This is a genomic window from Enterobacter sp. SORGH_AS_0287 (assembly GCF_031453695.1).
Taxonomy (GTDB): Bacteria; Pseudomonadota; Gammaproteobacteria; order Enterobacterales; family Enterobacteriaceae; genus Enterobacter; species Enterobacter ludwigii.
On the sequence record NZ_JAVIZW010000001.1, the window covers coordinates 3,437,783 to 3,461,058 of the forward strand.

General features: G+C 52.7%; 24 protein-coding genes and 1 pseudogene. 17 read left to right on the top strand and 8 right to left on the bottom strand.

Going from position 1 to position 23,276, the window contains the following annotated elements; all coding sequences use genetic code 11:
- The first annotated feature begins 5 nt into the window (after nucleotides 1-5).
- Both QE396_RS16290 and QE396_RS16295 read left to right on the top strand, forming a co-directional pair.
- On the top strand, nucleotides 6-914 hold the full coding sequence (locus QE396_RS16290; RefSeq protein ID WP_020882680.1) for a glycosyltransferase family 2 protein: 909 nt from the start codon (nucleotides 6-8) through the stop codon (nucleotides 912-914).
- Complete coding sequence (locus QE396_RS16295; RefSeq protein WP_020882681.1) at nucleotides 902-2,113, top strand: O-antigen ligase; 1,212 nt, start codon at nucleotides 902-904, stop codon at nucleotides 2,111-2,113. The genes QE396_RS16290 and QE396_RS16295 overlap by 13 nt, the downstream gene beginning before the upstream one ends.
- 27 nt (nucleotides 2,114-2,140) lie before the next feature.
- Here QE396_RS16295 and QE396_RS16300 read toward each other — a convergent pair whose 3' ends face one another.
- A complete protein-coding gene (locus QE396_RS16300; RefSeq protein ID WP_020882682.1) occupies nucleotides 2,141-3,094 on the bottom strand; it encodes a polysaccharide deacetylase family protein in 954 nt (317 codons plus the stop codon).
- Nucleotides 3,095-3,244: 150 nt separating this feature from the next.
- Here QE396_RS16300 and rfaQ point away from each other — a divergent pair, with 150 nt between their 5' ends.
- The 7 genes from rfaQ (at nucleotide 3,245) to coaD (ending at nucleotide 10,136) form a co-directional block, all read left to right on the top strand.
- Nucleotides 3,245-4,312, top strand: coding sequence for a putative lipopolysaccharide heptosyltransferase III (gene rfaQ, locus QE396_RS16305; RefSeq protein WP_080127464.1), 1,068 nt, complete (start codon nucleotides 3,245-3,247; stop codon nucleotides 4,310-4,312).
- Nucleotides 4,312-5,439, top strand: a complete 1,128-nt coding sequence (locus QE396_RS16310) for a glycosyltransferase family 4 protein (RefSeq protein ID WP_020882684.1) — start codon at nucleotides 4,312-4,314, stop codon at nucleotides 5,437-5,439. The genes rfaQ and QE396_RS16310 overlap by 1 nt, the downstream gene beginning before the upstream one ends.
- A gap of 2 nt (nucleotides 5,440-5,441) precedes the next feature.
- Nucleotides 5,442-6,539, top strand: coding sequence for a glycosyltransferase (locus QE396_RS16315; RefSeq protein WP_020882685.1), 1,098 nt, complete (start codon nucleotides 5,442-5,444; stop codon nucleotides 6,537-6,539).
- Between the two features lie 14 nt (nucleotides 6,540-6,553).
- Nucleotides 6,554-7,543 (top strand): glycosyltransferase, encoded by a 990-nt coding sequence (locus QE396_RS16320; RefSeq protein WP_020882686.1) that lies wholly within the window; start codon nucleotides 6,554-6,556, stop codon nucleotides 7,541-7,543.
- Between the two features lie 65 nt (nucleotides 7,544-7,608).
- The gene (gene waaA, locus QE396_RS16325; protein WP_014168058.1) at nucleotides 7,609-8,883 is read left to right on the top strand and encodes a lipid IV(A) 3-deoxy-D-manno-octulosonic acid transferase; all 1,275 of its coding nucleotides are present in this window, start codon (nucleotides 7,609-7,611) and stop codon (nucleotides 8,881-8,883) included.
- Entirely contained in the window at nucleotides 8,883-9,653 is a 771-nt protein-coding gene (locus tag QE396_RS16330) for a glycosyltransferase family 2 protein (protein ID WP_020882687.1), read from the top strand. Before waaA ends, QE396_RS16330 begins: the two co-directional genes overlap by 1 nt.
- A 3-nt stretch (nucleotides 9,654-9,656) precedes the next feature.
- The gene (gene coaD, locus QE396_RS16335) at nucleotides 9,657-10,136 is read left to right on the top strand and encodes a pantetheine-phosphate adenylyltransferase (RefSeq protein ID WP_020882688.1); all 480 of its coding nucleotides are present in this window, start codon (nucleotides 9,657-9,659) and stop codon (nucleotides 10,134-10,136) included.
- Nucleotides 10,137-10,138: 2 nt separating this feature from the next.
- Here coaD and mutM read toward each other — a convergent pair whose 3' ends face one another.
- The 4 genes and pseudogenes from mutM to radC all read right to left on the bottom strand — a co-directional run bounded on the left by mutM (nucleotide 10,139) and on the right by radC (nucleotide 12,333).
- Entirely contained in the window at nucleotides 10,139-10,948 is an 810-nt protein-coding gene (gene mutM / locus QE396_RS16340; RefSeq protein WP_020882689.1) for a bifunctional DNA-formamidopyrimidine glycosylase/DNA-(apurinic or apyrimidinic site) lyase, read from the bottom strand.
- Between the two features lie 74 nt (nucleotides 10,949-11,022).
- Nucleotides 11,023-11,190, bottom strand: a complete 168-nt coding sequence (gene rpmG / locus QE396_RS16345) for a 50S ribosomal protein L33 (protein ID WP_003024094.1) — start codon at nucleotides 11,188-11,190, stop codon at nucleotides 11,023-11,025.
- A gap of 22 nt (nucleotides 11,191-11,212) precedes the next feature.
- A complete protein-coding gene (gene rpmB / locus QE396_RS16350; protein ID WP_002436699.1) occupies nucleotides 11,213-11,449 on the bottom strand; it encodes a 50S ribosomal protein L28 in 237 nt (78 codons plus the stop codon).
- A gap of 217 nt (nucleotides 11,450-11,666) precedes the next feature.
- Nucleotides 11,667-12,333, bottom strand: a pseudogene (gene radC / locus QE396_RS16355) (DNA repair protein RadC).
- Nucleotides 12,334-12,505: 172 nt separating this feature from the next.
- Between radC and coaBC the strand changes: the two are divergent.
- From coaBC to slmA, 3 genes are all read left to right on the top strand, one after another.
- Nucleotides 12,506-13,717, top strand: coding sequence for a bifunctional phosphopantothenoylcysteine decarboxylase/phosphopantothenate--cysteine ligase CoaBC (coaBC, locus tag QE396_RS16360; protein WP_127353175.1), 1,212 nt, complete (start codon nucleotides 12,506-12,508; stop codon nucleotides 13,715-13,717).
- Nucleotides 13,695-14,153 (top strand): dUTP diphosphatase, encoded by a 459-nt coding sequence (dut, locus tag QE396_RS16365; RefSeq protein ID WP_014168052.1) that lies wholly within the window; start codon nucleotides 13,695-13,697, stop codon nucleotides 14,151-14,153. The genes coaBC and dut overlap by 23 nt, the downstream gene beginning before the upstream one ends.
- A 120-nt stretch (nucleotides 14,154-14,273) precedes the next feature.
- On the top strand, nucleotides 14,274-14,870 hold the full coding sequence (slmA, locus tag QE396_RS16370) for a nucleoid occlusion factor SlmA (protein ID WP_020882692.1): 597 nt from the start codon (nucleotides 14,274-14,276) through the stop codon (nucleotides 14,868-14,870).
- 39 nt (nucleotides 14,871-14,909) lie between these two features.
- Here slmA and pyrE read toward each other — a convergent pair whose 3' ends face one another.
- Nucleotides 14,910-15,551, bottom strand: a complete 642-nt coding sequence (pyrE, locus tag QE396_RS16375) for an orotate phosphoribosyltransferase (protein ID WP_014168048.1) — start codon at nucleotides 15,549-15,551, stop codon at nucleotides 14,910-14,912.
- A 68-nt stretch (nucleotides 15,552-15,619) separates the two neighbouring features.
- On the bottom strand, nucleotides 15,620-16,336 hold the full coding sequence (rph, locus tag QE396_RS16380; protein WP_013094888.1) for a ribonuclease PH: 717 nt from the start codon (nucleotides 16,334-16,336) through the stop codon (nucleotides 15,620-15,622).
- Between the two features lie 125 nt (nucleotides 16,337-16,461).
- Here rph and QE396_RS16385 point away from each other — a divergent pair, with 125 nt between their 5' ends.
- Nucleotides 16,462-17,325 (top strand): YicC/YloC family endoribonuclease, encoded by an 864-nt coding sequence (locus QE396_RS16385; protein WP_020882693.1) that lies wholly within the window; start codon nucleotides 16,462-16,464, stop codon nucleotides 17,323-17,325.
- A 252-nt stretch (nucleotides 17,326-17,577) separates the two neighbouring features.
- On the top strand, nucleotides 17,578-18,195 hold the full coding sequence (locus tag QE396_RS16390; RefSeq protein ID WP_020882694.1) for a trimeric intracellular cation channel family protein: 618 nt from the start codon (nucleotides 17,578-17,580) through the stop codon (nucleotides 18,193-18,195).
- A gap of 68 nt (nucleotides 18,196-18,263) precedes the next feature.
- On the opposite strand, the gene ligB is transcribed toward QE396_RS16390, so the two are convergent.
- Nucleotides 18,264-19,934 carry an NAD-dependent DNA ligase LigB gene (ligB, locus tag QE396_RS16395; RefSeq protein ID WP_020882695.1) on the bottom strand — a complete coding sequence of 557 codons (1,671 nt, stop codon included), beginning with the start codon at nucleotides 19,932-19,934 and terminating at the stop codon, nucleotides 18,264-18,266.
- A 251-nt stretch (nucleotides 19,935-20,185) separates the two neighbouring features.
- Between ligB and gmk the strand changes: the two genes are divergently transcribed.
- From gmk to spoT, 3 genes are read left to right on the top strand one after another with little or no spacing between them, the layout of a single operon-like run.
- Nucleotides 20,186-20,809 carry a guanylate kinase gene (gene gmk / locus QE396_RS16400; protein WP_014168044.1) on the top strand — a complete coding sequence of 208 codons (624 nt, stop codon included), beginning with the start codon at nucleotides 20,186-20,188 and terminating at the stop codon, nucleotides 20,807-20,809.
- 54 nt (nucleotides 20,810-20,863) lie between these two features.
- Nucleotides 20,864-21,139 (top strand): DNA-directed RNA polymerase subunit omega, encoded by a 276-nt coding sequence (rpoZ, locus tag QE396_RS16405; RefSeq protein ID WP_000135058.1) that lies wholly within the window; start codon nucleotides 20,864-20,866, stop codon nucleotides 21,137-21,139.
- 19 nt (nucleotides 21,140-21,158) lie between these two features.
- On the top strand, nucleotides 21,159-23,273 hold the full coding sequence (spoT, locus tag QE396_RS16410) for a bifunctional GTP diphosphokinase/guanosine-3',5'-bis pyrophosphate 3'-pyrophosphohydrolase (RefSeq protein ID WP_014168043.1): 2,115 nt from the start codon (nucleotides 21,159-21,161) through the stop codon (nucleotides 23,271-23,273).
- The last annotated feature ends 3 nt before the right edge of the window (nucleotides 23,274-23,276 follow it).

Sequence of the window (23,276 nt, forward strand, 5' to 3'; positions counted from 1 at the left end):
TTTTTATGGCTTTTCTAAGCATCATTATTGCCGCGCATAATGCCGAAGATACCCTTCATGCCACTTTAGAAAGCCTGCAGAATGCGATTGGCAGTGCAGGCGATGCTGTTGAGATCATCATCTTTAATGACAGCTCAGATGATGGCACACAGGATATTATTGAAGCGTGGTTACCAAAATTACCTCATGCAACAACGCGATGTGTGGATTACCGTAACGTGGGTCGGGTCCGAAACAGTGCTGTTACGCTGGCATCAGGGGACTATATTACGATGCTGGACAGCGATGACCGGCTAAAACCGGGCAGCATTCAGGATGCCGTGGATTTTCTGCAAGCACAGCGTCCAGATATGCTACTGACGCGCTTACGTGAAATTCGTGATATCAAAAAGATCACCTCAACCTGGCAGGGTTTCGACCCTGTGGCAATCTCGCAACAAGACGCGATCTCCCGTTTTTTGCGACATAAAGACTTTCAGGCACATCTGATCGGCCAATTTATTCACAAAAACCTGTATAAAGCTAACCCTATACCTTCGATGGTCTGTTACGAAGATTTCGCTGTGTTCCCCGGAATGATTATGCAAGCGCAAAAAATATTTTATCAGCGTCAGGGGCATTATTATTACATCAAACGTCATGGAAGCTTATCCAGCGAACTTGACGCCAGCAAAGTCTCTTCACTTGTTGATTGCACGCTTCGCATGGAAGAAACCTTCCCGCGCAGTTTTAAACATCTCATCAATTGTCACTGGTTTGATATATACAGTAACCATAAAAAGTATCTCTCGACACCACACTTACATTTAGTAAAAGATCGGGTGAGCCAGCTTTATTCGCTTTCGTTCTTTATGGACACTCATATTCGGTTTAGTTATAAGAAAAGGGTTATTGAGGCATTATGGAAAAAATAAAACTTCGACTTTATCAACTGACACTTTTTCTGAGCTTCATCTCTTTGATGCTTGCATTAGTCAATTCAGGGAAGCAACGTGAGTTTTTCTATATCGCAATTTATATCGCTATTCTCGGTTTAGCGTTTGAATATAAAAAAATTACGCTAAAACCATTCTCAATAGCACTACCCATACTTCTTATTGGATTACTGAATTTTGTCTGGTATATGGTCTACGAGTACCATAGCGAAGGCTTAAACATGTACAGCGATTATCTCGGTGCAAGTAAAAAATTACTTTTGGCGAGTATTCTCGTTTTCTATATTGACCGTTTTAAAGATTATATCGACAAAGAAAACTTTAAAAAATATTTTCTTTTAGCGACTGCGACAGGATTTGCTCTCGCAACCGGTTATGGATTGTGGCAGGCATCGCAAGGTATGGCTCGTGTTGAAATGGCAATCAATCGAGCCACGGTCTCTGCCTATGTTTACTCCGTGCTGTCACTTGCCTTTGTGTACAGCCTTTATCTTCAGAAAAATGTAAAGCTCTATGTTCTGGCCGGTTTTACCATTTTGGTATCGTTCTTTGTTATTCTTTTAACCGGAACGCGTGCTGCAATGGGGCTCTATTTACTTCTTGCTATCGTCATGACGCTTTATCATTTCAGAAGAATTCATCTGAAATCGACTCTGATCTTTTTATGTATTGTGGCGGGTATTGTAGTCGTAAGCTACAAGCCTTTGATTTCACCTAAGATTATGCAAACGCAAATCGAAGTCGATAAATATCAGAAAGGTTACGATCGCACTTCTCTCGGCGCACGTTTTTCCATGTGGACTATCGGTATTCAAAATGGTCTGGCGCATCCGTTAGGTCAGTCAGTCGAAGAGAGAGAAACATGGACAAAAAAATATATTCAAAATGGGCATCCGCATCTCGCAACGGCTCTCGTTTACATCAAAGTGCATCTACACAATGAATTCATTGAAAAGTATTCATTACAAGGAATACCTGGCCTGGCAATACTGCTCTTTTTCTTCGTGTCGATGATTGGCTACGCCATCAGAAACAAAAATGGTCTGCTATTGACTGCCATGCTTCTATTATTGCTCTATGGCCTGACAGACGTCATATTATTGAGTTCAGAGGCATTGATATTCTTTATGATCCTGTTTGCTCTGAGTACACCTTTCTCTCAGACAAAACAACGATGATAAATAATGCCCGCCTGGCGGGCATTATTATTTCTGGTGTTGATAAAACTCCGCCAGCGTCATCCCCACCGTCTTGTCCGACAGCCATGTAAACAACTGTTCCAAATCCTGGTACAACCCTTCAATGGCCGCATCATCTTTGAACGTAGGACTTCCGCCGGGCATAAATTCTGAAGAATGGAGCATAAACTCCACATAATCATTGCCCTGCGACAAGCACTGTTGTGCGACCTTAATCATCTCAGACGCGTTTCCACCTGACGGACGCAGCCAGTTAACTGACGGGGAACGGTATTTCCCACGCAGCCGATCGTAGCCCTGTTTAACGGTGTTCAGCCAGGCCGGGTGTTTATACTGAATACTCATCGGCACTTCGAGCAGAGGGCTATTTCCCGGGCGGGAAATATCCTCTGTATCGATAAAGTAGGCATGGTCAGGGAAATGCTGATAATTCGTTCCTCCGTGACCCTGCGGCGCCCCTTTGGCATTTCGCCAGTTCACCCGTGGGGTGACGGAACAGTCAACCTGATAACCCAGCTCTATCAGCAAGTTTGCGTAGCGACGATCAAACGCCCAACGCCCGGCACGGTGGCTCAGCATTTTGGTCTGGAAGGTCTCTTCCAGTAAGTGCGTCATAAAAAGCACTTTCTCGCGCATAATTTCATCTGAAAACTCAATCAGATAAGGTTGCCAGCGCCAGTCATCACCGGTGAGGTCATGTTCAGGTGGGCTGTTCCACGCATGAAGATGCATGCCAACCTCGCCCTGGCCGCGGGCAATCACATCTTTTGCGAACTCAATGAAAACCGGTTCGATCGCCATCTCATAGTTGGTCAGCCAGACCGGCTTAAAACCAAAACGCTCGCATAGCCCCTGAAATCGCGCCAGGTAACGTGCGTTTTCCGTTTTGATAACACGGTGGTTTTGCCAGAGATTATCGCCTTCTGTATCAATGGTGATGATAAACGCTGGTTTTTTCATAATGAGTCCGTAAGACGTAAGAGTGAGGGCTATGTTACGCACTCTGCGAAGGAGGAGTAAACCCTTCCAGGGAAATTCCTGACATTATGGAGAAAGAGTGCAAGTCGCCATCAGGTCTATTAGAATTGCTGACAGTATACCGCTGATAAGATGATGATGATTAACCTACTCGACACGCCTGATTTACGTATTTTACTTATCAAACTTCGACATCATGGCGACATGTTACTCACAACTCCGGTCATTAATTCGTTACGTCAAAAATGGCCAACGGCGCAAATCGATGTTCTTCTTTATGAAGAGACACGCGATATGCTCGCCGCGCATCCGGCGATCGGCACCATCTACGGTATAGATCGTAAATGGAAGCAGCTCGGCACCCTGAAACATCTGCAAAAAGAGTGGCAGTTACTCTGTGCCTTAAGAGCGCAGCGTTATCATCTGGTGATTAACCTTGCCGATCAGTGGCGCAGCGCCATTGTCACCCGTTTCACCGGCGCGCCAGTACGCCTCGGGTTCGCGTTTAACAAGCGAAAAAACGCGTTCTGGCGTTTTTGCCATACCGATTTGGTTTCCGTCGCCAATCACCCGTCTCTCCATACCGTTGAACAAAATCTTTCTATTCTTTCACCGTTGCCCGTCCCGGCTCAGCCAGACGTCACTATGGCCTACCGCGCAGAGGACTGGGATCGTGCGCGCCAGCTACTGACGCAACAGGGTGTGGCTGATAACTACGTGGTGATCCAGCCAACGTCACGCTGGTTCTTTAAATGCTGGGACGAAGGCAAGATGGCGCAAACCATCTCGGCACTCCAGCAGGATGGCCACACTGTGGTTCTCACCGCAGGCCCGGATAAAAAAGAGCTGGCAATGATAGACCGCATTCTCGCCGCGGCGCCAAAAACGGGCGTAGTCTCACTGGCCGGTCAACTCACGTTGCGCCAGCTGGCATCACTTATCGATCATGCGCGCCTCTTTATTGGCGTCGATTCCGTTCCGATGCACATGGCCGCCGCGCTTCAGACGCCGTGCATTGCTCTCTTCGGCCCGTCAAAACGGGTGTTCTGGTCGCCATGGCAGGTCAACGGTGAAGTCATCTGGGCTGGCGATTTTGGCCCACTTCCCGACCCGGACGCCATTGATACCAAAACAACTGAACGCTATCTCGACGCCATTCCCGTTGATGTCGTGGTCTCCGCCGCCAGGAGATACCTGTAATGAAACACCATCGTCTGGCGATTGTTCGCCAAAAATACCGCCCTGATGGCGGGGCGGAACGCTTCGTTTCCCGGGCACTTACCGCACTGAGCAACCAAAACCTGGAGCTCAACGTCATCACGCGTGAGTGGCAGGGGGAGAAGCAGGACGACTGGCATATCCATATTTGCGACCCACGTAAATGGGGCCGAATCAGTCGCGAACGCGGGTTTGCACATGCCGCGCGTGCGCTGTGGGAACAGCAGCAGTTTGACATTGTGCAGAGCCACGAGCGTATTCCTGGCTGCGATATTTACCGCGCAGGGGATGGCGTGCACCGGCGTTGGCTGCTGCAGCGTGCGCGCATTCTGCCTGCCTGGCGTGCACAACTTCTGATGCACGATCGCTACCATCGCTACGTCATGCACGCCGAACGTGAAATGTATCAGGCTCCTGAATTGAAAGCCGTTATCTGCAACGCGGAGATGATCAAACGCGAAATCATCGAAGACTTTGATATTGACGCAAAAAAGATACATGTGATTTATAATTCAATTGATTCCAGCCGCTTCGTTCCAGCAACCGAAGGACAGCGCGCTGCACTGCGTCAGCAACTCGGATTGCCTGTCGATGCCGTGGTGTTGTGTTTCGTCGGGTCAGGTTTTGAACGTAAGGGGCTGGCCAGCGCTATCCGCGCTATTGCGGGCACACCCGCGTGGCTGATTGTGGTTGGACAGGATAAAGCAGAAAGTCGTTACCGTGACCTCGCCCGTTCATTGGGCTGTGAGGGGCAAATTCGCTTCCTGGGGATGCAAAAAGAGACACTACCATTTTACCAGGTATCCGATGGATTACTGCTGCCAACGCTGTATGATCCTTTTCCAAACGTCATTCTTGAAGCGATGGCCTGCGGTTTGCCCGTCATTACTTCAGTGAGTTGCGGTGGTGCAGAGTTTATTGAGCAAGGTCAGAATGGCTTTTACTGTGATGCACTTGATATCAGCAGATTGAAGGAGGCAGTCATGACCCTTCCATCTTTGGATAAGAATAACGATATGGGGCGGGCAGCGCGTGAGCGCGTAAAAGAAGCGACCCCAGAAAAATTATCAAGTCAGCTTATTTCGCTTTATCAAAAATTACTGGATTAAAAATGCGCATCCTAATGATTATTGATGGTTTGCCCGGTGGAGGAGCCGAAAAAACGGTTCTCACCCTCTCCAGCGGATTGATAGAAATGGGGCATCAGGTCTCCCTTTTCTCCCTGCGAAAGGTGTGCGACTACGCCATCCCGGCAGGCATTGATTATCAGGTCATTCAGGATACGTGTAAAAAACCCTGGAGAAAGCTCACCGAGATCCCGCGCCGGGCGCAACTGCTGGACGATGCCATTGAGCAGGCTGAGCGCAGCAGGAAGTTCGACGTCATATTCTCGCACCTGCATAAAACCGATCGTATCGTGGCGCACAGTCGTGTGCTGGATCGCGATAAGGTCTGGTTCTGCGTGCATGGCATGTTCTCATTCTCCTACCTGCGTCATCGCCACGGCCTTTCACGCTGGTTTAAGCATTACAAAATTCGTCATACCTACGAAAACCGAAACGTTGTCGCCGTCTCCGCCGCCGTGCTGAAAGATCTCTCAGAGACGCTGTCCATCGACCTTCGTCGCAAAGCGGTTATCCATAATCCCTTTGATATTCCTGAAATCCAGCGTCTGGCGGATGCGCCTTTTGAGATGCAGGGGCAGGATTACATTATTCACGTGGGTCGTTTTCATGAACATAAACGCCACGACCGCCTTCTGCGTGCCTATGCACAGAGCAAAATAGACGCATCGCTGGTGATGATGGGCAACGGTTCTGACACCAAAATTCAACAGCTTAAACAGTTAGCGAAAGAACTCGGGATCGAAGACAAGGTTATTTTCCGCCCCTTCGAGTCCAACCCTTATCCGTGGATTAAAGGCGCACGGCTTTTAGTGTTAAGTTCTGACTGTGAAGGTTTTGGTAACGTACTGGTAGAATCCATCATCTGCCAGACGCCGCCTGTCAGTACGAACTGTCCTGGCGGGCCCGCTGAAATCCTCACGGGTACGCTGGCGCGCGGGCTGTCGGAGATGAATGACGAATCACTGGCGAAAACACTGGCCGATCTCTATGCCTCCCCGCCTGTCGTTGATAGCGCAACGATCGCGTCGTTCGGGATAAATGCTATTTGCCAGCAATATGTTGCGTTGGTAGACAATCAATAATAATCAGGTTTCTTATGCAAAATTCAGCGCCATTATTAAGCGTGGTGGTTGCCGTTTATAACGGCGAAGCTTTCCTGGATCAGTTCTTTACCTGCCTTGCGAATCAACAGATCGACAGTATGGAAGTCATCATCGTCAATGATGGCTCCACGGACAGTTCGATGCAGATAGTCGAAACCTGGCGTGAAAAACTGCCGCAAATGCAGGTTATCGAACAGGAAAATCAGGGTGTATCCATTGCGCGCAATACCGGTCTGGCCGTCGCTACCGGTCAATATCTCTCTTTCCCGGATATTGATGATGTCTTTAAGCCCGGCATGTATCAGCGCTTGCTTGATATGGCCGTCACGCAGAATCTGGATGTCGCCACCTGCAACGGAAACTACGTCTGGGAAAACAATAAGAAGCCTTCACGGCCGATTTTCCCGGAAGACAAGCTGGCCTCAACAGGCGTCATGACCGGTGCGGCCTGGTTAAAAAAAGCGCTCGACTCACGCAAGTTTCTGCATGTGACCTGGCTGAATATCTATCGCCACGACTTTATTCGTCAGAACGGTTTTCGTTTTGAGCCCGGCCTGCGCCATCAGGATATCCCGTGGACTACCGAAGTCTTGCTCGCAGCTGACCGCGTGCAGTACACCAGTGAACGTTTTTACGACTATTACATTCACTCCGCATCGGTTTCCCATATGCCGGACAATGATGACACGCTGATTCGCTCGGCGCGCCATTACATGAAAATTCTGCAGATGCTGGATGCCATCAACCAGCGTTACCCGGAAAAAGTGAAAGATATCCCCGCCTGCCACTGGCAAATCGCCAAAGAGGGGCTTGGGATCATTCATACCTTCGACAATATGAAGGATGTGCAGAAGAAGTCGATGATAATAAAAGAGTTCTTCGACACGGGTATCTGGAGGCTTATCTGGAAAAGTGCCAAAAGCCCCCGTTTGCGCTGGCGCCTGGGCCGACGCTACTTCCGTTTAAAACGGTATCTGGCATAAGAGATAGCTTTACCCGGCTTAAATGCTTAGAATTTCCCCGCCGAAACTAAAAAACGGATAATCGCTTGGAATTGTTGTATACCGCCCTGCTCTACATCATCCAGCCACTGGTGTGGCTGCGACTGTTGCTTCGTAGCCGTAAAGCGCCTGCGTATCGTAAACGCTGGGCTGAACGCTATGGTTACTGCCGCAATAAAGTCGTGCCGGACGGTATTTTGCTGCATTCCGTTTCTGTGGGCGAAACGCTGGCGGCGATCCCGCTGGTTCGCGCCCTTCGTCACCGCTATCCGTCACTGCCGATCACGGTCACGACCATGACGCCGACGGGATCTGAACGCGCATTATCGGCGTTCGGTAAAGACGTTCAACACGTCTATTTGCCTTATGACCTGCCTTGCGCCATGAACCGCTTCCTGAATACCGTTCGCCCGAAACTGGTGATCGTCATGGAAACCGAGCTGTGGCCAAATATGATTTCCGCCCTGCATGCCCGTAAAATTCCGCTGGTGATTGCCAACGCGCGCCTTTCAGAGCGCTCGGCGAAAGGTTACGGCAAGTTAGGTAAATTTATGCGCCGCCTGCTCAGCCGAATTACGCTGATTGCCGCGCAGAACGAAGAAGACGCGGCGCGCTTTCTCGCTCTGGGCCTGAAACGCAACCAGCTTGCGGTGACGGGTAGCCTGAAGTTCGATATCTCCGTCACGCCTGAACTCGCCGCCCGTGCGATTACGCTACGTCGCCAGTGGGCACCGCGCCGCCAGGTATGGATTGCAACCAGCACCCATGACGGCGAAGAAGCCATTATCCTGCAGGCCCATCGTAAGCTGCTGGAAAAATTCCCCGATTTGCTGCTGATTCTGGTCCCCCGTCACCCCGAACGTTTTAAAGATGCGCGTGAGATGGTGCAGAAAGGCGGCTTCAGCTTTACCCTGCGCAGCAGCGGTGAGATCCCCTCCGGCAGCACTCAGGTGGTGATTGGCGATACAATGGGCGAGCTGATGCTGCTTTACGGCATTGCCGATCTGGCTTTTGTCGGCGGCAGCCTTGTGGAGCGCGGCGGCCATAATCCGCTTGAGCCGGCCGCACACGCCATTCCGGTGCTGATGGGTCCACACACGTTTAACTTCAAAGATATCTGCGCTAAATTGCAGCAAGCCGACGGGTTAATTACCGTGACCGACGCGGACTCGGTGGTCAAAGAGGTCTCAACCCTTCTGACCGACGAAGACTACCGCCTCTGGTATGGTCGCCATGCTGTCGAAGTGCTGCATCAGAACCAGGGCGCACTCACTCGTCTGCTGCAACTTCTGCAACCTTATCTGCCTCAGCGGAGCCACTAATGTCAACGCGTCTGTCGGTCGTGATGATCGCCAAAAACGCCGCCGACCTGCTTCCGGACTGCCTGGCCTCCGTCGCCTGGGCTGACGAAATTGTCCTTCTCGACTCCGGCAGCGAGGACAACACGGTGGATGTCGCCCGTGCCGCGGGTGCAAAGGTCTTTATCGATACCGACTGGCAAGGCTACGGCATCCAGCGACAGCGCGCGCAGCGCTATGCTACTGGCAATTACGTGCTGATGCTGGACACTGACGAGCGCATCACACCTGAGCTCCGCCAGGCCATTCAGGCGGTGCTGACAGCACCTCAGCCTGGCGCGGTATACAGCATTGCACGTCGCAACTATTTCCTTGGCCGTTTTATGCGCCACAGCGGCTGGTATCCAGACCGCGTAATGCGCCTCTACGAGCGTGAGCGATATCAGTACAACGATAATCTGGTCCATGAATCCCTGGCATGCGACAGTGCCCCCGTCATTCCTCTGACGGGCGATCTGCTGCATCTGACCTGCCGGGATTTCGCCAGCTTCCAGCGCAAACAGCTTAACTATGCCACCGCATGGGCACAGGAGCGCCACCTGCGCGGCAAGAAGGCCACGCTGACCGGAATTTTCACCCACACGCTGGGGGCATTTCTGAAAACACTGCTGCTGCGAGGCGGCGTGCTGGACGGTAAACAGGGGTGGTTACTGGCGGTGGTGAATGCCCAGTATACTTTCAACAAATACACCGAGCTGTGGGCGCTCTGCCGCGGCTACTCAGAGAAAACGTGAGCCATGAGCACAAAAGCGATTTATCCGGGTACCTTTGATCCCATCACCAACGGTCATCTTGACATCATCACCCGTGCGGCATGCATGTTTGATAAGGTGATTCTGGCGATCGCCGCCAGCCCCAGTAAGAAACCCATGTTCGATCTCAATGAGCGCGTTGCACTTGCCACTGACGCTATCTCACCTCTGCCAAACGTCGAGGTGGTGGGATTCAGCGATCTGATGGCCAACTTCGCCCGTGCCCGGCAGGCTAACATTTTGATCCGTGGGTTACGCGCGGTGGCTGACTTCGAATACGAAATGCAGCTGGCGCACATGAACCGCCACCTGATGCCAGAGCTGGAGAGCGTGTTCCTGATGCCCTCAAAAGAGTGGTCGTTTATCTCTTCCTCGCTGGTCAAAGAGGTGGCGCGTCATCACGGTGACGTGACCCATTTCCTGCCGGCTAACGTCCATCAGGCGTTGATGGAAAAATTAAAGTAGCCCTATTTCTGGCACTGACGGCAATAGAACGTGGCGCGCTGAGCGTGCTTCGTTGCAATAATCGGTGTCCCACAGACTCTGCACGGCTCACCCTTACGGCCATATACCTGCAGCTCCTGAGCAAAATAGCCGGGTTTACCGTCGCTCTGCAGGAAGTCCTTCAGGGTGGTCCCCCCTTGCTCAATAGAACGCAACAGCACCGCTTTAATCACCCGGACCAGCAGTTCACACTCCTGGGATGACAGCGACGAGGCCAGCCGATCGGGATGGATCCCGGCGGCAAACAGCGATTCGCTGGCATAAATATTCCCTACTCCCACCACCAGCTTATTGTCCATCAGCCACGTTTTGATCGGGGTTTTCTTCTTTGCACACTTCGTTTTCAGGTATTCCGCGTTAAACGCCTCAGCAAGCGGCTCTGGCCCCAGATGCGCCAGAACGCTGTGTCCTTCAAGCTCTTTGGTCCACAGCCATGCGCCAAAGCGTCGTGGGTCGGTGTAACGCAGCACTTTACCGTTGCTCATCACCAGATCGACATGGTCATGCTTTTCCGCGGGCAGTTCTTCGGTAAGGATGCGCAGACTACCAGACATACCGAGATGGATGATAATCCAGCCGTCGGGCAGCTCCAGCAGCAGATATTTGGCGCGACGCTGGACGCTGAGAATCGGTTTATCGCTTAACGCATGGATTTCATCGGACACCGGCCAACGCAGGCGACCGTTGCGAACGATAGCATGAAGAATAGTCGCGCCGACCAGATGCGGCTCAATACCGCGGCGGCTGGTCTCTACCTCAGGTAATTCAGGCATGGTTCCTCCGGAGTAAGATGCAGAATGCAAAAAACCCCGCAGTTGCGGGGTTTTTCAATACAAGGAGGCTAAAATTATTTGATTTTAGCTTCTTTGTACAGTACGTGCTGGCGTACAACTGGATCGAATTTTTTCAGTTCCAGTTTTTCCGGCTTAGTACGTTTGTTCTTCGTGGTGGTGTAGAAGTGACCTGTACCAGCAGAAGAAACCAGCTTGATTTTCTCGCGAATACCTTTAGCCATGATTTATTTCCTCTTTAAGTACTTAGTACTTTTCGCCACGGGCACGCAGTTCGGACAGAACTGTATCAATGCCTTTCTTATCGATTACACGCATACCTTTAGCAGATACGCGCAGGGTGACAAAACGCTTCTCGCTCTCAACCCAGAAACGGTGAGAGTGCAGGTTCGGCAGGAAACGGCGTTTAGTCGCGTTCAGTGCGTGGGAACGGTTGTTACCGGTCACCGGACGCTTGCCAGTAACTTGGCAGACTCGGGACATGTCTATTCTCCAAAAATCAAATTAGCTCGAGCTTCGTATGGGGTATCGGCGCCTCGTCAGGCTTTACAGCCCGGTCATCGCATAGTTCTATGGAACTCTCGATTGCCAGGCCCAAATGCCAAACCCGAGATTCTCAAAGGTGGCGTAGTATACGCTGACTCGGCGGTGTGCTCAAGTCCCGAACAGACAAAGATCCCGATGGATCGCGAGAAATAGCCTAAATCCAGCCATGTTCTGCAAAAGAAATGTACTCGCCGCGACCAATTATCAGATGGTCGAGCACACGAATGTCCATGAATTGACAGCATTTGATAATGCGTTCGGTCATCTCTTTGTCAGCTCTGCTTGGTTCTGCACAGCCAGAGGGGTGATTATGCGCGAGTATCACGCCGGCTGCATTCACTTTTATCGCTTCCCGCACAATTTCTCGTGGATGAACCTCAACGTGGCTCAGTGTTCCGGAAAAAAGACGGCTATGTTTTAGTACCCGGTTCCTGTTATCAAGAAAGATCACCATAAAGATCTCGCGCTCCAAATCTGATAACTGGCTCTGGAGAAATACGCGTGTCATATCCGGGGTGAGTATGGGATCTTCCTCTTCCATACGGACGTCGTAAAAAACGGCGGGCCAGTTCAGCAATCCCCCTCAGTTGGGCGAACTTCGCCACGCCAATTCCTTCGACGTGCCTGAATTCCGTCAGATCCGCCGTCAATAAGCCATACAGCGAACCAAAATGGTCGATAAGCTCTTTTGCCAGCGTAAATACCGTTTTGCCGGGCGTTCCGGTGCGTAAAAAGAGTGCCAGCAACTCGTCGTCCTTTAACAACGTGACGCCATAGCGCAGCATTTTTTCACGCGGTAGCAGCAGTTCAGTCTCTTCCATGCCTGTCTCCTTCGGTTTGCCATCATGCTGCCACAGCCACCCCCGGCGCTCGACGCCCACTTTTCATTCCTGCGTAACGCCTCGCAAACTGACCGAAGGACAAAATCACCCCCTTTTTGGGATTGTGATAAAATGCCCGCTCTCTGGTGAAACCCAACAGGAAAGAATCATGATGAGCCTGGCCGGTAAAAAAATCGTTCTTGGCGTGAGCGGCGGTATCGCTGCCTATAAAGCGCCAGAGCTGGTGCGTCGTTTGCGCGAGCGCGGGGCGGATGTGCGGGTCGCGATAACGGAAGGTGGCAAAGCCTTTATCACGCCTCTGAGCCTGCAGGCCGTTTCAGGGTACCCCGTCTCTGACAGCCTCCTTGATCCGGCCGCCGAAGCCGCGATGGGCCATATTGAGCTGGGAAAATGGGCAGACCTGGTTATCCTTGCCCCCGCCACAGCAGATTTAATTGCCCGCGTAGCAGCCGGCATGGCAAACGATCTGGTCTCGACCATTTGCCTGGCCACGCCCGCACCTGTTGCCGTCGTCCCCGCGATGAACCAGCAGATGTACCGCAACGCCGCCACCCAACATAATCTGACGACGCTGGCCTCACGCGGCCTGCTCATCTGGGGGCCGGAAAGCGGTAGCCAGGCGTGTGGTGATGTGGGTCCTGGTCGTATGCTTGACCCGCTGACCATCGTTGAGCTGGCCGCCGGCCATTTTTCACCTGTCAACGATCTGCAACATCTCAACATCATGATTACCGCGGGCCCAACGCGCGAGCCGCTGGACCCGGTGCGTTACATTACCAACCATAGCTCCGGTAAAATGGGCTTTGCGATTGCTGCCGCGGCGGCAAAACGCGGTGCAAAGGTCACGCTGGTGAGCGGCCCGGTCTCGTTACCGACACCGCCATTTGTGCAGCGTATTGATGTCACCACCGCCCTGGAGATGGACGCCGCCGTACAGGCGCATGCGCAGAACCAGCAGATTTTTATCGGCTGCGCGGCTGTTGCAGATTACCGTGCCGAAACCATTTCCGGGTCAAAAATTAAAAAGCAAGGCGATGAATTAACACTAAAAATGGTGAAAAATCCGGACATTGTTGCGGGTGTCGCCGCACTGAAAAGCCATCGTCCTTACGTTGTTGGGTTTGCCGCAGAAACAAATAATGTGGAAGAATATGCCCGGCAAAAACGTACCCGCAAAAACCTCGATTTGATTTGCGCGAACGACGTATCGCTGGCCACGCAAGGATTTAACAGCGACAGCAACGCACTGCACCTTTTCTGGCAGGATGGAGATAAAGTCTTACCGCTTGAGCGCAAGGAACTCCTGGGCCAACAATTACTGGACGAGATCGTTACCCGTTATGATGAAAAAAATCGACGTTAAGATTCTGGACCCGCGTGTTGGTAAGCAATTTGCGCTGCCAACCTATGCCACCTCCGGCTCTGCCGGTCTTGACCTGCGCGCCTGTCTCGATGACGCCGTAGAGCTGGCTCCGGGTGCAACCACCCTGATCCCAACCGGCCTGGCAATCCACATTGCTGACCCGTCGCTGGCAGCGGTGATCCTGCCGCGTTCTGGTCTGGGTCATAAGCATGGAGTGGTACTGGGTAACCTGGTCGGCCTGATCGACTCTGACTACCAGGGTCAACTGATGGTTTCCGTCTGGAACCGTGGTCAGGACAGCTTCACCATTGAACCGGGCGAGCGTATCGCACAGATGGTCTTTGTACCGGTGGTTCAGGCAGAATTTAACCTGGTGGAAGACTTTGACGCCACCGACCGTGGCGAAGGCGGCTTCGGCCATTCCGGGCGCAAATAACCGCCCGACCGACACGTATCCCACAGCGCCATAATGCAATAACAAACCGCAAACGTCAGTTTGCGGTCGCTGTGTGGATGCCAGCCTGGCAAGTGCTTATTTTCAGGGGTATTTTGTAACATGGCAGAAAAACAAACCGCGAAAAGGAACCGTCGCGAAGAAATACTTCAATCTCTGGCGCTGATGCTTGAATCCAGCGATGGTAGTCAACGCATCACCACCGCAAAACTGGCCGCCTCCGTGGGCGTGTCTGAAGCGGCGTTGTATCGTCATTTTCCGAGCAAAACCCGGATGTTTGACAGTCTGATCGAATTTATCGAAGACAGTCTGATCACTCGCATCAACCTGATTCTGAAAGACGAAAAAGACACGACTGCGCGTTTGCGTCTGATTGTGCAGCTCATTCTGGGCTTTGGTGAGCGCAATCCGGGCTTAACCCGTATCCTGACTGGCCATGCGCTGATGTTCGAGCAGGACCGATTGCAGGGCCGTATTAACCAGCTCTTCGAGCGTATTGAAGCACAACTGCGCCAGGTACTGCGCGAGAAAAAAATGCGTGAGGGTGAAGGTTACAGCACCGATGAAACGCTGCTGGCAAGTCAGATCCTGTCGTTTTGCGAAGGCATGCTCTCCCGCTTTGTACGCAGCGAGTTTAAATACCGTCCAACGGACGATTTTGACGCCCGTTGGCCGTTAGTGGCGGCACAGCTGCAATAATCTTCAGGCCCGGTAAGCAGAACGCCACCGGGCTTGATATTACACGCCGAAAGCTTCGCGATACCCACGTACCGCAGCCAGATGATCCGCCATCTCAGGCTTCTCTTCCAGATACGCAATCAGGTCTTTCAGGGTGATGATTGAGGTCACTTTACAGCCGTAATCGCGCTCAACTTCCTGGATAGCAGAGATTTCGCCACGCCCGCGTTCCTGACGATCCAAAGAGATCAGCACGCCAGCAAGCGTAGCGCCGTTGGCCTGAATAATCTCCATCGATTCGCGAATAGCGGTACCGGCGGTGATCACATCGTCCACCAGCATAACGCGACCCTGCAGCGCGCTGCCTACCAGATTACCGCCTTCACCGTGGGTTTTAGCCTCTTTACGGTTAAAGCAGTACGGTACGTCGCGGTCGTGGTGTTCCGCCAGCGCAACCGCAGTGGTAGTGGCAATCGGAATGCCTTTATAGGCCGGGCCAAACAGCAGGTCAAAATCAATGCCGGAGTCCACCAGCGCTTCGGCATAGAAACGGCCTAACAATGCCAGATCGCGCCCGGTATTAAACAGTCCGGCGTTGAAGAAATAGGGGCTCTTACGCCCGGATTTCAGCGTAAACTCGCCAAATTTCAGGACCTGCTTGTTAAGCGCAAACTCAATAAACTCACGCTGCCAGGATTTCATGGGCTTACTCCTCCGACTTTTGCTTTTGTACGAACAAAAAAAAGGCGACTCATCAGTCGCCTTTAAAATCAATTTTCTAACGCCGCCTTCTGCGTCGTTACGATAGATTCAATTCCCCCTCGGGCCAACGCCAGCAAGGTAAGAAGTTCTTCATGGGTGAACGGCTCACCTTCTGCCGTGCCCTGCACCTCAATGATGCGACCGTCTTCAGTCATCACCACGTTCATGTCAGTCTCGGCAGCGGAATCTTCGACGTATTCCAGATCGCAAAGCGCTTCACCGTTAACGATACCCACGGAAACAGCCGCGACCATCCCTTTCATCGGATTCGTTTTCAGCTTACCGGCTGCAACCAGCTTATTCAGGGCATCAGCCAGCGCCACACATGCACCGGTAATCGACGCCGTACGCGTACCACCGTCTGCCTGAATGACGTCGCAGTCCAGAGTAATGGTAAATTCACCCAGTGTTTTCAGATCAACGGCGGCGCGCAGCGCACGTGCGATCAGACGCTGGATTTCCATGGTACGGCCGCCCTGCTTGCCTTTTGCCGCTTCGCGGGCGTTTCGGGTATGGGTTGCACGCGGCAACATGCCATATTCCGCAGTGATCCAGCCCTGGCCCTGACCTTTCAGGAAGCGTGGAACGCCCTCTTCGATGGACGCGGTGCACAGCACTTTGGTGTCACCAAACTCAACCAGTACGGAGCCTTCTGCGTGTTTTGTATAGTTACGGGTCAGGGTGACGGGACGCACCTGATTGGCGCTACGACCTGCTGGACGCATGATGAAATCTCCGGCTTGAAACGAATGTGGCTGCGCATTATACGGATAAAGGACGCTTATTCCTATCCTGAGAAGCCCCCGAAAGCTATAATCCCCCCATCTCTCCTTTAAAAACGGGAATGTCTATGATCCGCAGTATGACCGCCTACGCCCGGCGTGAAATCAAGGGTAGCTGGGGTAGCGCTACATGGGAAATGCGCTCGGTAAACCAGCGCTACCTGGAAACGTATTTCCGTATGCCGGAGCAGTTCCGCAGCCTTGAACCTGTTGTACGCGAGCGTATCCGTGCTCGTCTGACGCGCGGTAAAGTGGAATGTAACCTGCGTTTTGAGCCTGATGCCAGCGCCCAGGGTGAGCTGATCCTCAACGAAAAACTGGCGAAACAGCTCGTCACTGCAGCGAACTGGGTCAAGATGCAAAGCGATGAAGGGGAAATCAACCCGGTCGATATTCTGCGCTGGCCTGGCGTCATGGCCGCCGGTGAGCAGGATCTGGACACGATTGCCGCTGAAATTCTCAGTGCCCTCGACAGCACGCTGGATGACTTTATCATTGCCCGCGAAACTGAAGGCCAGGCCCTCAAAGCGATGATTGAGCAGCGTCTGGAAGGTGTGACCACCGAAGTGGCTAAAGTCCGTACCCATATGCCTGCGGTCCTGCAATGGCAGCGTGAGCGCCTGGTGGCCAAACTGGAAGAAGCGGAAGTTCAGCTGGAAAATACCCGTCTGGAACAAGAGCTGGTGCTGATGGCACAGCGCATTGACGTCGCCGAAGAGCTGGATCGTCTGGAAGCGCACGTTAAAGAGACTTACAACATCCTGAAGAAGAAAGAAGCCGTAGGGCGTCGTCTCGACTTTATGATGCAGGAGTTCAACCGCGAGTCGAACACCCTGGCCTCTAAGTCGATCAATGCTGAAGTGACCAACTCCGCCATTGAACTGAAAGTGCTGATTGAGCAGATGCGCGAGCAGATCCAGAATATCGAGTAACGCTTTATTCAAGCCGCTTTCTCATCATGGCCCCGTTCAGGGGCCATTTTTTTATCGGAACAGGCTATCGGCGGCAAACGCCTATAACATGAATAATTGTAATGTGAAAATTACCGTTTAACGCCATCACACCCAGCCAAACAACGTTTAGTCATTACCAAAAATAAGGCTAACGTCCTCACACAAGAAAAACTAAATCGTGACAGACCGCACAAAACGCTACCCTGTTGCCCTCACTATCGGGGGGAACACATGCTGCTACATATCCTTTATCTCGTCGGGATCACTGCCGAAGCCATGACCGGTGCACTCGCTGCCGGACGCCGTCGTATGGATACGTTTGGGGTCATCATTATTGCTACCGCCACCGCGCTGGGAGGCGGATCGGTACGTGATATCCTGCTGGGGCATTACCCTCTCGGCTGGGTTAAGCACCCCGAGTACATCATCATTGTGGCTGTCGCCGCAGTGCTGACCACTATCCTTGCTCCTGTAATGCCCCATCTTCGACGTCTGTTTTTAGTGCTTGATGCTCTGGGCCTGGTCGTGTTCTCCATCATCGGGGCACAAATTGCGCTGGATATGGGCGAAAGCCCGGTGATTGCCACTATTGCCGCAGTCGTGACGGGCGTATTTGGCGGCGTACTGCGCGATATGTTCTGCAAACGCATTCCCCTGGTCTTTCAAAAAGAACTCTACGCCGGGATATCCTTTGCATCAGCCGTTCTGTATATCGCTTTACAGCATTATGTTTCCAGCCATGACGTCGTGGTCATCGCCACCTTGTTATTTGGCTTCACGGCTCGCTTGCTTGCGCTGCGCTTGAAACTGGGACTGCCCGTGTTTCATTACACTCAGGACACCCACTGACTGGCCGCCATCTATTCTCCCCGATAAAGTGGCGGCATTTATCCGCGATAAGCGACAGCAAGCTCATGTCAGAATCCTTGCACTCCCTGTTTGCCGAGCCAGGCAACCAGGCCGGCAATGCCAGGATCATGAATAAACGCAACAAGCTGCCGGGCTTTCTCCTTTCCTGTGCCGGGAAGCGCCTGCCAGTCTGCTGCGTTACGCTCACGCATTTTCTGCCACGTCAGGTCTCCCATAGCGTTTAGCGAGGCCTGCGTCAGCGGAACACCCAATGCCATGATCCAACGAATAAAGGGTCGCTCACGTACCAGATTAAAGCGATGCCAGAGCGCCAGCCCGCGTGCTGCGGAAAACCCCGGGGTAGACTCCAGCTGCGCCTGCGTTAATGTCAGCCATGAGAAGATATGTTCAAAATGATGCGCCTGATGCAGCGCCCGCCAGCCTGACTCACCGACTCCTTCAATATTCAGCACGTGCTTTGAACTGAGCCACTTCAGGCGGGCAAAGAACTGCTCCATACACGCCGGCGAGGCGTAAAAACAGCTCTGCGCATGATAATGCGAGGCCGGGGGTGTGGGCTTTTGTCTCTCTTCCCCCCGCCAGACCACCTTATCGAACCGCGGGATACCCTGCCCGGCCAGACTGACCTGTATCTGATCACCCGTCGCAATATCCAGCCTCTGCCAGCGTTCAACGGACCCAAGACTGACCCGTTGTACCTGCTTATCATCCAGCAGGACAGGGACCAGCGCCGCCACGACCGAGATTTTTCCCGTGCGCCCCACGGCAAAATGAATATCTCTTACTTCGGCAATCTGTGCGACCGGGGGGTATTTCCATGCGACGACCCAGCTGCCTTCTCCGGGCAACCAGTTTTCGCCGGGAGGAGCATCCGCGGACCGCACCACAATGCCGTCCGTGGCAAAGGGTAATGCCGTGTTGTGCCACGTCGAGCGCTGTTTCTCGACAGCATCAACAGCCTGTACAGGCAAGGTATAACGTGCCGTCAGGGAAAAGCCGGCTTTAGATAACTCAGACAGCGCACTCGACATCACTTTCGGTCCATCCGGCCAGGCCCAGATAAATATCCCTGTCTGGCTCAGAAGCGGACTGTCCTTTTGCCGCATCATCGCGCCCGCCACTTTTGCCCGTGCGTTCATTCCCCCCATCTGTCGCTGAAGATGGTTGTCGCGTAACCAAAAAAGCTCTCCCTGTAAGACGCTATTGGCCAGCGCTCCGGTCACTTTTTTGGGCACTGCGGGAATTAAATACACTTGTGCAGTCCAGTCTTCACCTTTAAGCCCATCACCACGACTGATAGCCTGGGTTAACTTTCCGTCGCGATACACCAGCGTCACTGCCACCCCGTCGACTTTTGGCTGCATCCAGAGAGTGTCACGACCACGCATCCACTGGCGTAGCTCTTCTTTACTGGCCGCTTTATGCACTCCCGTATGGGCAACAGGATGTCTTACGCTCCCCGTTAGAACCGGTAAGGCCTCCTCAGCAGGTATATCGCCGAAGCAGCGCTGCCACTGCTTTAAACGGCCATTGAGCTGGTCATAGACGTCGTCATTCACCTCGCTCACGCCCTGCTTCCAGTAGGCATCATCCCAGCGTTTGACTTGCGCACTCAATGTCGCAATCTCTTTCTCTGCTTTTGTCTGAGACCACACGGGACATACCGCTGCACCGTAGCCGCACCACAACAGCATTAATCCGCTCATCCATCGCCACATCGCCACCCCTCCTTTGCAATGGTGGAGGTATAACCCGACGCGGAAAACCGTGCTAATGGCCATCTTTCACTCTGCGAGGCGTTGTCAGACGTTTATTTTTATTGCTGCAAAACAGCTGTAAAACCTGAAAACGGCGCGCAAAATTCAATAATGCAGGGGAAAAAGTGTGACAAAGGCTACGTCACACAGCGGCGACGTGTATAATAAGCCCGTATGTAGGACTTCTTCGTTAACACATACAAAAGACTCTCATGGCTCAAGGCACGCTTTATATTGTTTCTGCCCCTAGTGGCGCGGGTAAATCCAGCCTTATTCAGGCACTGTTAAAAACCCAACCGTTGTACGACACACAGGTTTCTGTTTCTCACACCACGCGTAAACCGCGTCCGGGTGAAGTGCACGGTGAACACTATTTCTTTGTTGATCACGATGAATTCAGAGCGATGATTGGCAGAGACGCGTTTCTTGAACACGCAGAAGTTTTCGGTAACTACTACGGCACTTCGCGTGAAACCATTGAGCAGGTTCTGGCCACGGGCGTAAATGTGTTCCTGGATATCGACTGGCAGGGCGCACAGCAGATTCGCAAGAAAATGCCTGATTCACGCAGTATCTTTATTTTACCGCCATCGAAAGATGAGCTGGATCGCCGACTGCGTGGCCGCGGTCAGGACAGCGAGGAAGTGATCGCCCGGCGTATGGAGCAGGCAGTTGCAGAAATGAGCCATTACGCGGAATATGATTACCTTATTGTGAATGATGATTTTGATGCCGCGCTGAGCGATCTCAAAACCATTCTTCGCGCAGAACGCTTGCGTATGAGCCGCCAGAAGCAGCGACATGACGCATTAATCACCAAACTGTTGGCAGACTGAACCCACTTTCAGTATCATGCCCAGTCATTTCTTCACCTGTGGAGCATTTTAAGTATGGCACGCGTAACTGTTCAGGACGCTGTAGAGAAAATTGGTAACCGTTTTGACCTGGTGCTGGTCGCCGCGCGTCGCGCTCGTCAGATGCAGGTAGGCGGTAAAGATCCGCTGGTACCGGAAGAAAACGATAAAACTACCGTTATTGCACTTCGCGAAATCGAAGAAGGTCTGATCAACAATCAGATCCTCGACGTACGTGAGCGCCAGGAGCAGCAAGAGCAGGAAGCCGCAGAACTGCAGGCCGTAACCGCCATTGCTGAAGGTCGTCGTTAATTAAACCTGCGGGTCGCCCTTGTATCTGTTTGAAAGCCTGAATCAACTGATTCAAACTTACCTGCCTGAAGATCAGATTAAGCGTCTTCAGCAGGCGTATCTCGTTGCACGTGACGCTCACGAGGGCCAGGCACGTTCAAGCGGTGAACCCTATATCACGCACCCGGTAGCGGTGGCCTGTATTCTGGCCGAGATGAAACTCGACTACGAAACGCTGATGGCCGCCCTGCTGCATGATGTGATCGAAGATACCCCTGCCACCTACCAGGATATGGAACAGCTGTTTGGCAAAAGCGTTGCCGAGCTGGTGGAAGGGGTCTCTAAGCTTGATAAGCTGAAATTCCGCGACAAGAAAGAGGCGCAAGCCGAAAACTTTCGCAAGATGATTATGGCGATGGTGCAGGATATCCGCGTCATTCTTATCAAACTTGCTGACCGTACCCACAATATGCGCACGCTGGGCTCACTTCGCCCGGACAAACGTCGCCGCATTGCCCGTGAAACCCTCGAAATCTACAGTCCGCTGGCGCACCGTTTAGGTATCCACCACATTAAAACCGAGCTGGAAGAGCTGGGTTTTGAAGCGTTATACCCGAACCGCTATCGCGTGATTAAAGAGGTGGTGAAAGCCGCACGCGGCAACCGTAAAGAGATGATTCAAAAGATCCTCTCTGAAATTGAAGGACGTTTACAGGAAGCGGGAATTCCGTGCCGCGTCAGCGGTCGCGAAAAACATCTGTACTCCATTTACTGCAAAATGGTGCTCAAAGAGCAGCGTTTTCATTCGATCATGGATATCTACGCGTTCCGCGTGATCGTCCACGACTCTGATACCTGCTACCGCGTGCTGGGCCAGATGCACAGCCTGTACAAACCGCGTCCAGGGCGCATGAAAGATTACATCGCCATTCCAAAAGCGAACGGCTATCAATCTTTACATACCTCGATGATCGGTCCACACGGCGTGCCTGTTGAAGTGCAGATCCGCACCGAAGACATGGACCAGATGGCGGAGATGGGTGTGGCTGCACACTGGGCTTATAAAGAGCACGGTGGCGAAAGCAGTACGACCGCACAAATCCGCGCCCAGCGCTGGATGCAAAGCCTGCTGGAGCTGCAGCAGAGTGCGGGTAGCTCGTTTGAATTTATCGAGAGCGTTAAATCCGATCTCTTCCCGGATGAGATTTACGTTTTCACCCCAGAAGGCCGCATTGTCGAACTGCCTGCAGGCGCTACGCCGGTCGACTTTGCTTACGCCGTGCATACCGATATCGGCCACGCCTGCGTGGGCGCGCGTGTCGACAGGCAGCCTTATCCGCTCTCTCAGCCGCTTTCTAGCGGCCAGACGGTGGAAATTATTACCGCACCGGGCGCACGCCCGAACGCGGCCTGGCTGAACTTTGTCGTGAGTTCCAAAGCACGTGCCAAAATCCGCCAGTTGCTGAAAAACCTTAAGCGCGATGATTCCGTCAGCCTGGGGCGTCGTCTGCTCAACCATGCGTTGGGTGGTAGCCGTAAGCTGGCTGAAATCCCGAAAGAGAACATTCAGCGTGAGCTGGAGCGCATGAAGCTCGCCTCGCTTGATGACCTGCTGGCAGAAATCGGCCTCGGCAACGCCATGAGCGTGGTCGTGGCGAAGAACCTGCAGCAAGGTGATACCACGGCGATCCCGACGACGACGCAAAGCCACGGTCATCTGCCGATCAAAGGCGCGGACGGCGTACTTATCACCTTCGCGAAATGTTGCCGTCCTATCCCGGGTGACCCGATTATTGCGCACGTCAGTCCGGGTAAAGGTCTGGTTATCCACCACGAATCCTGTCGTAACATCCGCGGCTATCAAAAAGAGGCGGAGAAGTTCATGGCAGTCGAGTGGGATAAAGAGACGGCACAGGAATTTATCACCGAAATTAAGGTGGATATGTTCAACCACCAGGGTGCCCTGGCGAACCTGACGGCAGCAATCAATACGGCCTCTTCCAACATTCAGAGCCTGAACACGGAAGAGAAAGATGGCCGCGTCTACAGCGCCTTTATTCGTCTGACCGCCCGTGACCGCGTGCATCTGGCGAACATTATGCGCAAGATCCGCGTGATGCCGGACGTGATTAAAGTCACCCGTAACCGAAACTAGACT